At 70.5% G+C, this 7,693-nt stretch carries 9 protein-coding genes and 1 pseudogene; 6 read left to right on the top strand and 4 right to left on the bottom strand.

Annotated features, from left to right (window positions below; translation table 11 throughout):
* Positions 1-123: 123 nt before the first annotated feature.
* Positions 124-987 (bottom strand): LysR family transcriptional regulator, encoded by an 864-nt coding sequence (locus LDL49_RS30885; RefSeq protein WP_225296054.1) that lies wholly within the window; start codon positions 985-987, stop codon positions 124-126.
* A 111-nt stretch (positions 988-1,098) separates the two neighbouring features.
* Here LDL49_RS30885 and LDL49_RS30880 point away from each other — a divergent pair, with 111 nt between their 5' ends.
* Positions 1,099-1,644: an MBL fold metallo-hydrolase gene (locus tag LDL49_RS30880; protein ID WP_225296053.1), complete on the top strand. Its 546-nt coding sequence runs from the start codon at positions 1,099-1,101 to the stop codon at positions 1,642-1,644.
* Entirely contained in the window at positions 1,529-1,990 is a 462-nt protein-coding gene (locus tag LDL49_RS30875; RefSeq protein WP_372470465.1) for an MBL fold metallo-hydrolase, read from the top strand. The genes LDL49_RS30880 and LDL49_RS30875 overlap by 116 nt, the downstream gene beginning before the upstream one ends.
* A 29-nt stretch (positions 1,991-2,019) precedes the next feature.
* On the opposite strand, the pseudogene LDL49_RS59785 reads toward LDL49_RS30875, so the two are convergent.
* Positions 2,020-2,142: pseudogene (locus LDL49_RS59785) on the bottom strand (IS982 family transposase); the annotation flags it as partial.
* A 47-nt stretch (positions 2,143-2,189) separates the two neighbouring features.
* Here LDL49_RS59785 and LDL49_RS30870 point away from each other — a divergent pair.
* From LDL49_RS30870 to LDL49_RS30860, 3 genes are all read left to right on the top strand, one after another.
* Positions 2,190-4,157 carry a hypothetical protein gene (locus tag LDL49_RS30870; RefSeq protein WP_225296047.1) on the top strand — a complete coding sequence of 656 codons (1,968 nt, stop codon included), beginning with the start codon at positions 2,190-2,192 and terminating at the stop codon, positions 4,155-4,157.
* Between the two features lie 294 nt (positions 4,158-4,451).
* The gene (locus LDL49_RS30865) at positions 4,452-5,252 is read left to right on the top strand and encodes an amidoligase family protein (protein WP_225296045.1); all 801 of its coding nucleotides are present in this window, start codon (positions 4,452-4,454) and stop codon (positions 5,250-5,252) included.
* A complete protein-coding gene (locus LDL49_RS30860; protein WP_225296044.1) occupies positions 5,245-5,781 on the top strand; it encodes a hypothetical protein in 537 nt (178 codons plus the stop codon). Before LDL49_RS30865 ends, LDL49_RS30860 begins: the two co-directional genes overlap by 8 nt.
* Here LDL49_RS30860 and LDL49_RS30855 read toward each other — a convergent pair.
* Both LDL49_RS30855 and LDL49_RS30850 read right to left on the bottom strand, forming a co-directional pair.
* Positions 5,778-6,671, bottom strand: coding sequence for a TIGR03620 family F420-dependent LLM class oxidoreductase (locus tag LDL49_RS30855; protein ID WP_225296042.1), 894 nt, complete (start codon positions 6,669-6,671; stop codon positions 5,778-5,780). The two genes, LDL49_RS30860 and LDL49_RS30855, sit on opposite strands and share 4 nt — an antisense overlap.
* A gap of 122 nt (positions 6,672-6,793) precedes the next feature.
* On the bottom strand, positions 6,794-7,135 hold the full coding sequence (locus LDL49_RS30850) for an ArsR/SmtB family transcription factor (protein WP_225296040.1): 342 nt from the start codon (positions 7,133-7,135) through the stop codon (positions 6,794-6,796).
* 193 nt (positions 7,136-7,328) lie between these two features.
* Here LDL49_RS30850 and LDL49_RS30845 point away from each other — a divergent pair, with 193 nt between their 5' ends.
* Positions 7,329-7,682: a VOC family protein gene (locus LDL49_RS30845; protein ID WP_225296038.1), complete on the top strand. Its 354-nt coding sequence runs from the start codon at positions 7,329-7,331 to the stop codon at positions 7,680-7,682.
* Positions 7,683-7,693 lie beyond the last annotated feature (11 nt).

The raw sequence follows: 7,693 nt of genomic DNA, 5'->3' as shown, positions 1-7,693 counted from the left end.
CGCCCAACGCCGCGAACGCGCCCGCATCCGAAGCGAGAAAGGCATCCGCTGGGGCGGCCGACCTCTGACTTCCGCAGCCTGAAGCCTCGTCATCCAACCCGGCGATCGTTTCCGGTCACAGCACTAGGTGGCAGGGCGGTAGACGGCGGCGGCGATTTGGGTGAATGAGCGGATGAGCGGGCTGGCGTCGGTGCTGTTCCAAGCGACCACAAGACGGCTGGGCGGCATGTCGAGCAGCGGAACCGCGACGAGACCCTCCGGAAGGGCGTGGGCGAGCGTGGTCAGCCCAACGGTGCCGTTCCACAGCACCGCCTGCAGGCACTCGTGGACGGTTCGCACCACCGGGCCGTCCTGGCCGAGGCCCATGGGGTGGGTCCAGAATGCCCGCCAGACCGGGTCGGTGCCTTCCGGTAGCTGGAACCAGCGGCGGTCGGCGAGGTCGTTCAGGCGCAGGTGGTCACGGCCGGCCAGCGGGTCGTCGGCGCGTAGGACCGCTCCCACCGGGTCGGAGCGCAGGACGTGGGTGGTGATGCCGGTTTCGTCGAACGGTGCCCGGGTGAGGGCGACATCGACGAGGCCGGAGCGCAGTCCGGTGGTCGGGTCGGTGAAGTCGGCTTCGCGGATGCGGACGTGCGAACCGGGATGGCGCCGGCGAAAGGCGGCGGCGAGGTGGGTGCCGGCCTGTTCGGCGCTGTCGGCGAGGGTGCCGATCGTTATCGTGGCCGTGCCGGCTGCGGCGGCGACCCTGGTGCGGGCCTGGTCGGCCTGCTCCAGCAGGGTGCGCGCCTCGTCGTAGAGTGCTGCTCCGGCCGGCGTGAGCGAGACTCCGGTGGATGATCGGTGCAGCAGGACGGCGCCGAGGTCGGTCTCCAGTTGCTTGATGGCCCTGCTCAGTGGCGGCTGTGTCATGTGCAGGCGTACGGCGGCGCGGCCGAAGTGGAGCTCTTCGGCGACGGCCACGAAGTAGCGCAGCGTGCGTAGGTCCATCAGCGGCGACGATACCCGTACGGCATCGGGCGTGCGGAATCGGTGTTGGACGCCTTCCAGCGTCTCGCGATGGAGTGGTGGGACCGAATCTGCCGCTTCCGAGGAGTCCGCATGGCCGAATTTGTGTTGCCCGATCCCGTTGTGCAGGTCACGGACGTACAGGAGCTTGCCCGCGATCTGGTGGTGATTCCGAACCGGCGGGTGCCGCTGGTGCCGAACATCGGTCTCATCGGCGGTACGCATTCGGTCCTTGTCGTCGATACCGGTATGGGCCCGGCGAATGCCGAAACCGTGCTGAAGTTCGCGGCCGACTTCGCCGACGGGCGCACGCTGTACCTGACCACGACGCATTTTCATCCCGAGCACGCGTTCGGCGCTCAGGTGTTCGCCGGGGAGGCGACGTTCCTGATCAACCGGGCGCAGGCCGAGGACCTGAAGGTGAGGGGGCCTGGCTATATCGAGATGTTCAAGGGGCTCGGGGAGTCGGTCGCGCGCCGGCTTGAGGGTGTCCGATTGGCGACTCCCGATGTGGTCTACGACCATGAGCACGCTGGATCTGGGCGGTCGGGTGGTGCGGTTGCGGGCCACTGGCCGGGCGCACAGCAAAGGCGATCAGGTGATCACGGTCCCGGACGCGGGGGTGATGTTCACCGGTGATCTGGTGGAGGCCGGGCAGTTCGCCATCTTCCCCTGGTTCCCGCCGCATGACACCGACGTGTCGGGCATCCGCTGGCTGGCGGTGATGGACCGGCTGGCCGCCGAGAGCCCGCAGGTGGTGGTGCCCGGCCACGGTGACGTGGGCGGGCCTCAGCTCCTGGCCGACGTACGGGACTATCTTCAGCTGCTGCGTGACGAGACCTGGGTACGCCGCGACTCGGCCATGAGCGAGGAGACGATCGCCGAAGAGGTGGCCGCCCTGATGATCGCGCGGCATCCGGAGTGGGACGGCCAGGAGTGGATCGAGAAGGGGGTCGGCTGTCTGTGCTCGGAGCACACCGCCTAGATGATTGATGTCAAGGGGTCTGGCTACGGTCAGTGGTCGTATGCGATCAGGGATCGCGTGATCGGCTGGCCGGTCTTGTCGTTGGGCCAGATAGCAGCGGTCAGCGCGAGGATGCGTGCCGGCACGCGGATGATGACGCCGGCATCAGTCCGGGAACGCCTCGGATCTCAGGGGGAATCCGTCCCCGGGCACGCGGGCCTTGCCCGGCCCCGCCCACGAGCCCGCTGCCGTCGCCCCGAAGGCGGGCGACGGCACACCCGGCCAGGCCGGGAACACCCAGCCGACCGGCCAGGTCGCTCGCCCGGCGCTCGGTCCAGCAGAAGGACAGGCGGACGGCTCGGCCGGGGGCGCGGTCGTGAACGGCGGCCGTGCGGCGCCCGCGGCGGTGGCGCACGGCCAAGCGGGCGTGCTGGGCCACGTATCCGGCGCGTCGAACCGCGCCGCTGGCTCGCAGCAGGGCGATGGCGGGGTCGTCGTGCGGGGCTCGGACCGCCCGGCCGCCCCCGACCAGGCTCGGGATCCGGTGAACACGGCTCCGGAGCCGGCGACCCACGCCCAGGACGTCGCCTCCGGGCGGACGGCGGGCGGGCACGGCGGCGTCCCCGCGCACGGGACCGACGACGGGCCGGGCTTCGCCGCCGGACGCGTGGGTGACGGGCAGGAGGGCGCCCCCGGACGCACCGGTGACAGGCACGGCGCGGGCGGCCCCCGGACCGGCCAGGCCCAGGACGGGCCTGTCGTCCCCATCGGCACGGCACACGAACCGCCCGCTCCCCGCGGGGAGACCGCTCCCGGAGGCGGCGCCCGCGACACCCCACCCGCCCGCACCGGCGACCAGCGCGCCACGCCGCCAGGCGGTGACCGGCACACCGAGCCCCACTCCGCTGCGGACGGCCAGCGCACCACGCCCCCGGCCCGCGCCTCCAACGCCCATGACGGGGCCCCCGCACCGCGCGAGGGCGCGCCCGCCGCAGCCCACCACGCGGACGGCGACGGCAGGGGCCGCATCGACCAGCTCATCAACCGGGACGGCACTCTCCCGCCGCCCCTGGATCCCGACGTGATCTCCTTGGGCCGCCGCGTCGCGGGCAGGCTGCGGATCGTGGTGCCGGACGAGGCGTTCGCGCATACCTTCGGGACGATGGCCCGCACCGTGACCTCCACCATGCACAACCCCACCACGAGAGACATGGTCACCCACGTCCACAAGCTGTCGCGTGCCGTGGGCATGCCTGCCGCCTTCGACGGGCTGGTACGCGTCTTCGACGAGGCGCAGTGGCTAGGATTCGATCCCGCCGGGGCGACGGACAGGTGGGACCTGATCGATCGGCTGGAGCGGTACCGGCAGACGGACCCACTGCTTTTTCCCGGCCTGTGGCTCGCCGGCGAGGAGCTCGTGCGCCCCTCCTCCCGGCTCGCGCGGGCGCTCGGCCGGATGGACCTGGCGCTCGGCTCCGCCAACGGCACCACGCGCCAGATCCGGGTCAACCGGCTTCGCAGCCTCACGTTCGACCTGCGCCTCGGGCTCTACTCGCTTGATCACTTAGGACGCCTGTTCCTGGACGCCGAGGCGCGGGGCGTGGACGTCCAGGGCGTGGCAGGGCGGCACGACCTGGTGCGCGAGCTGCTGCGGGCCCGGGAGAACGACTCCGAGCTGTGGGACGGGCTGCGGATCGCGGACGAGCACGCCATCGCCGGGCTCGGCGACCCGGCCGCGCGGGCGATGAGCCGTACCGACCGGGCGCTCCGCTCGGTCGCGCCCGATGGTCGGCTGCGTACCCTGGCGGCCGAGGTGGGATTCGCGCACGCGCTCCGGACGTTCTCCGAGATGCTCGTGGAGGTGGACACGCACGGTGCCCTCCCGGACCGGCTGGGCGGCCCACGCGGAGCTCGTGGAGAGCCTCACGCGGTACCGCGAGCGCGACATGGACGGCTGGGACGTGCGTGTCATGGACGAGCGATTCCCCGAAGCGGGCCTGGACCCGGCGAAGGCAGCGCTCATGGGCCGGATGGACCGCGTCATCGTCGGCGACGGCGCGCCGCGTCCCCCGCTGGACCCTCTGCTCGGACTGTCGCGCGAGCTGCGCCTCGGCGACCGGATCGGCCGCCTCGCCCACGTGGCCGAGCGCGCGCAGCGGCTCGGCTTCGACCCGGTGGGCGCTCCTGACCGGGCGGCGCTGGTGGAGGCGCTGCGGGGATACATGGACACCACCCCGGGCACCTGGGCGAGGCTGCGGGTGTCCGACCGGTACGCGACCAGTCTCGGCGAGCCCGCAACGAGTGCACTGGCGCGCATGGACCGGATCGTGGGCTCGCAGGGCGACGCCCCGGCATGGGTCCTCGATCCTCTGCGGAAGCTGGCGGGCGACCTCGGCCTGGAGCACTCGGTCGAGCGGCGGAGCACGCTCGTGCGCTGGAGGCCCGCGCCCGTGCCTGGGACAGCCGGCCCCGCGAGCCGGAGGTGTCCTATCGCTGGAACCCCGAGGCGTTCGAACGCGACCTCGCGGAGGCGTTCGCGCGGGCGGAGCGCGGCGAGCCGGTCGTGCCCTACCTGACCGAGGACGCCACCGGCGGACTGGCCGCGCCCGGGACCGGGTTCAAGTTCGGCAGGGAGATAGAGTACGACCTGCCCGAGTCGCTCAAGCCGCACCAGGACGCGATCAACCAGGCCATCGCTCGCGACCTGTACGACGCGGGGCTGACTCGGGATCCGTGGACACACCCGTATCACACCGGCCACGACGGCGGCTACTACGAGGGCGACAACGGCTGGCGGCTGGAACAGGACGTATCCGTCGCCGGAGAGCTCGTCTCACCACCGCTGTACGACACGCCGCGCACGTGGGAAAGCATCCAGCTCGTGTGCGAGATCATCAAGTCGCACGGCGGCGTGGCGACGCCGAGCACGGGAGGCCACATCCACGTGGACACTTCCGCGTTCGACCACATCCCCGCCTTCTACCAGCGGCTGCTGAGTCTGGTGAACAGAAACTACTTCGGCGTCATCCAGACGCAGATCAAACTGGCGCTGGGAACGGTGGGGCTGGCGCTGCGGCTCGGCGACGACCAGTTCCCGCTCAACCACCACGAAAAGGACGTCGCCGGCAACCATACTGAGCACCGCAGGCGCCTGGACTACTCGTCCTATCTGGAGCTGGCCGACCACCTCTACCACCGGGCGGCCGACAAGGCGCAGCTCACGGCCCTGTTCGCGATCACCCAATGGAACGAGAAGAAGAAGAGCCCTGGTCGCTATGAGTGAAGCGAACCGCGCGGCGGTCGTCATCCGCAACACCTCGGCGGCGGACCGGCCGCCCGCCATGCCTGTCAAGGTCGACGGCTCGTTGTACCGGTACGAGATGATCTTCTCTGGCGGCGGCTCGCGGGCGTACGCGGACGAGCCGGACGAGCTGGTCGGCGCGCTCAGGCCCGGCTACGACGCGCTCGGCACTCCGGAGGAGCGACGCGAGGCGCGCGCGCGGATCGCGCTGGACGCCCAGGTCAGGGCACAGGCGGAGCTGGCCGCGGCCGGGCCGCTGGAGGAGTGCACGCCCGAGGAGCGGGCCGTGCTGCTCGGCGGCAGGCACGTGCCGCCGGCTCCGGAGGAGTGGGCCGCGCCCGTGCCGCTGGTGCTGGTCACGTCGTTCTACGAGCCGGCCGGGTCATTGCCCCGGCCGCGCGGCCCCGAGGAGCTTCAGGTATGGCTGGACCCGGCGGACGACTGGACGCTTCTGACCAGCCTGCACGCCGCCGGGACGATCAAGGTCGCGATCCTCCAGGACTCCCCCTAGGAGGCGGCGCGCTTGGGCAGCAGCGCCTCGGCCAGTCGCCGCCATTGCGGCATCGCCGATTGGCCGGGTTCGATGCCGAGAACCTGGATGCCGATGTGGTCGGCCCCGGCGTTCAGGTGGTCGTGCAGCTTGCCGACGATCGTGTCGAGGTCGCCCCAGTACACGAGGTCGTCGACCAGCCGGTCGCTGCCACGGCCGCCGTCGATGTCGGCTTCGGTGTAGCCCAGGCGGAGGAACTTGGCGATGTTGTACTTCGTGGTGAAGTACACGTGCAGATGCTCGCGCGCGATCGCCCGCGCCTTGTCGGGGTCGCTTTCCAGGAGCACCGCCTGCTCGACGCCGAGGAACGGGCTGTCGCCCAGCACCTTCCGCGCCTGCGCCGTGTGCCGCACCGTCACGTGGTAGGTATGAGCGCCTTCGGACCGATCGCGGGCCATCTCGAGCATCTTCGGGCCGTACGCCGCCAGCAGGCGTCGCATCGGCGCCCGAGGCGCGGGATTGGCGCTCGTCGCCGCGTCCATCTCGTCCAGATAGTCGCTCATCGCCTGCAGCGGCTTGGTCCCGGGCCGCTCGCCGCCGAAGCCGAGGCCGAGCAGGTGGCGATCGGGGTAGGCGTCGGCCAGGAGCAACGCCGCGCCCTGGGTCCACCGCGGCTCGCGGGACCAGATCCGCGCGATGCCGTTGATGACGCTGATGCGTTCGGTGCACGACAGCAGGAATCCGGCATGCGTCATCGCCTCACGTCCGTCCCGCTCCGGGATCCAGAACGCCGGCCAGCCGAGCTCTTCGAGCTCCTGGATGGAATCTCGCATCATGCTCGCGGGCTGGTCTTCGAAGTCGAACGTCCAGACCCCGAAGCGCCCCAGATCCATCCCATCGATCGCGCCCATGTCTCCTCCTGCTATCCGGCGGTACGGACCCGCCTCGCTCGTTATCAGGAACGCAGCGAAGTATCGCATATTGTCGATATGAGGCCAAAACGCCAACCCTGCAAGGGGTGTTCGGTGAGTCGTTAGAGCGAGCGTCCGAGCACGTCGACGAGCTGGGCGATGTGCTCCTCGTCGCGGCGGTAGTGCGTCCACTTCCCGACGCGAGTGGCGCGGACCAGCCCGGCACGCTGCAACGCTGCCATGTAGGCGGAGACGGTCGACTGCGCGAGCCCGGTCTTGGCCTGGATGTGGCTCACGCACACGCCGACCTCGTGCGGGTCCGCGATGAACTGCTCCACCGGGAAATGGTGCTCGGGGTCGCGCAACCACTGGAGCACCTGGAGCCGTACGGGGTTGGCGAGCGCCTTGAACACGTCAACCAGCTGCGCGGAGGCGTCTTGTGAGGGTTCGGCGTGTGTCGTCATAGGTCGTCGAGCCGATTATATGGCCAAAACCGGAGGAAGTGCTGGGTGCGGTCGGCGCAGTGGCGAAGGCCCCTGCAACAGGAACTGGCCGAGCCGTTCTTTCACCTGTCGCTGGACGCGTTGCGTGGTGGCTACCCGCGCCGCTACTGGCAGCAGGACGGCGGGGCGATCGCGGTCCTGGCAAGATGGCGACATGGAACGTGTGCTTGGCATCGGCGGCTACTTCATGCGGGCTACCGACCCGGTGGCCCTGAGCGCGTGGTATCGCGATTGCCTGGGCCTGGACGCCGATGAGAACGGCCTGTGGCGTCAGCAAGCCGGGGCGACAGTGTTCGCGACTTTCGAGTCCCGGACCGAGTATTTCGGCTCCCGCGCCCAGCAGACGATGCTCAACTTCCGTGTCCGCGACCTGGATGCGATGCTCGCGCAATTGCGCGCCAAGGGAGCGGACGTGGCCAAGGAAACTCAGGATATGGAGGGTGTCGGCCGGTTCGGCTGGGTCACCGATCCTGAGGGCAACCGGGTCGAGCTGTGGCAGCCCAGCTGAGATCTCGCTCG

It is taken from the genome of Nonomuraea aurantiaca (assembly GCF_020215705.1).
In the GTDB taxonomy this organism is placed as follows: Bacteria; Actinomycetota; Actinomycetes; order Streptosporangiales; family Streptosporangiaceae; genus Nonomuraea; species Nonomuraea aurantiaca.
This window is presented reverse-complemented; position numbering and strand designations above follow the sequence as displayed.

What these genes read in the sequence shown, in the direction of transcription:
- LDL49_RS30885 (WP_225296054.1), bottom strand. Translation starts at nt 987, where the DNA reads ATGGACCTACGCACGCTGCGCTACTTCGTGGCCGTCGCCGAAGAGCTC.
- LDL49_RS30880 (WP_225296053.1), top strand. Translation starts at nt 1,099, where the DNA reads ATGGCCGAATTTGTGTTGCCCGATCCCGTTGTGCAGGTCACGGACGTA.
- LDL49_RS30875 (WP_372470465.1), top strand. Translation starts at nt 1,529, where the DNA reads ATGAGCACGCTGGATCTGGGCGGTCGGGTGGTGCGGTTGCGGGCCACT.
- LDL49_RS30860 (WP_225296044.1), top strand. Translation starts at nt 5,245, where the DNA reads ATGAGTGAAGCGAACCGCGCGGCGGTCGTCATCCGCAACACCTCGGCG.
- LDL49_RS30855 (WP_225296042.1), bottom strand. Translation starts at nt 6,671, where the DNA reads ATGGGCGCGATCGATGGGATGGATCTGGGGCGCTTCGGGGTCTGGACG.
- LDL49_RS30850 (WP_225296040.1), bottom strand. Translation starts at nt 7,135, where the DNA reads ATGACGACACACGCCGAACCCTCACAAGACGCCTCCGCGCAGCTGGTT.
- LDL49_RS30845 (WP_225296038.1), top strand. Translation starts at nt 7,329, where the DNA reads ATGGAACGTGTGCTTGGCATCGGCGGCTACTTCATGCGGGCTACCGAC.